This is a genomic window from Listeria sp. SHR_NRA_18 (genome assembly GCF_003856515.1).
Taxonomy (GTDB): domain Bacteria; phylum Bacillota; class Bacilli; order Lactobacillales; family Listeriaceae; genus Listeria_A; species Listeria_A newyorkensis.
The window spans coordinates 1-408 of sequence record NZ_QPKR01000093.1 but is presented as its reverse complement, the minus strand read 5'-3'; the positions used below and the strand labels follow the sequence as shown (position 1 = coordinate 408).

The 408-nt window shown below is 55.9% G+C and carries 1 protein-coding gene; it reads right to left on the bottom strand.

The annotated features are described in order from the left end of the window. Positions 1–379: homocysteine S-methyltransferase family protein (locus tag DUK53_RS17300; protein ID WP_201740748.1), on the bottom strand; the 379-nt coding region annotated here is incomplete at its 3' end. Between the last annotated feature and the right edge of the window lie 29 nt (positions 380–408).

Genomic DNA, 408 nt, shown 5'->3' with positions numbered 1-408 from the left:
GAGGTTTTTCCGGGGTGCGCGACGTCCATTCATCAGCACAAGCGCGAGCCAGCAAAGCGGCCTGGTAGTTAATTTCGGCAGACAGCGACTCCATATGGTAGTCGGCCACCGCGATAGTGGTCGAGTTGAAGGTGTTGGTTTCGAGGATGTCGGCCCCCGCCTCCAGGTAACCGTTGTGGATCGCAGTGATCACCTCCGGCTTGCTTAACACCAGCAGGTCGTTATTGCCTTTCAGATCACTTTGCCAATCGGCAAAACGCTCACCGCGGTAGTCTGCCTCCTCCAGCCGATAGCTCTGGATCATGGTGCCCATACCGCCGTCCAACACTAAAATACGCTGCGATAGCTGCTGACGCAGTTGTTCCACTCGATTTATCACTGTAGCCCCTTCACACCCGATTATCCGCC